Annotated in this window: 1 protein-coding gene; it reads right to left on the bottom strand. The window is 61.4% G+C overall.

The genetic code is table 11. The features are described from left to right. Window positions 1-3: 3 nt before the first annotated feature. Window positions 4-241: transcriptional repressor (locus HMPREF0072_RS11615; protein ID WP_211204248.1), on the bottom strand; the 238-nt coding region annotated here is incomplete at its 5' end.

Genomic DNA, 241 nt, shown 5'->3' with positions numbered 1-241 from the left:
CGACTACTTCTTCTTGCGCACGTAGAGCACCAGATTGTGATCGACCAGCTCGAAGCCGCGCTCGCGGACGATTTCCTTTTGGCGCTTCTCGATTTCCGCGTCCATGAACTCGATCACCTCGCCGGTATCGACGCAGACCATGTGGTCGTGGTGGCCGCTATCGGCGAGCTCGAACACGGCATGGCCGCCATCGAAGTTGTGACGCACCACCAGGCCGGCGGCCTCGAACTGGGTCAGCACC

It is taken from the genome of Anaerococcus lactolyticus ATCC 51172, assembly GCF_000156575.1.
Classification (GTDB): Bacteria; Bacillota; Clostridia; order Tissierellales; family Peptoniphilaceae; genus Anaerococcus; species Anaerococcus lactolyticus.
Note: the sequence above shows the minus strand (reverse complement) of the source record. Positions and strands in the feature narration are given on the sequence as shown.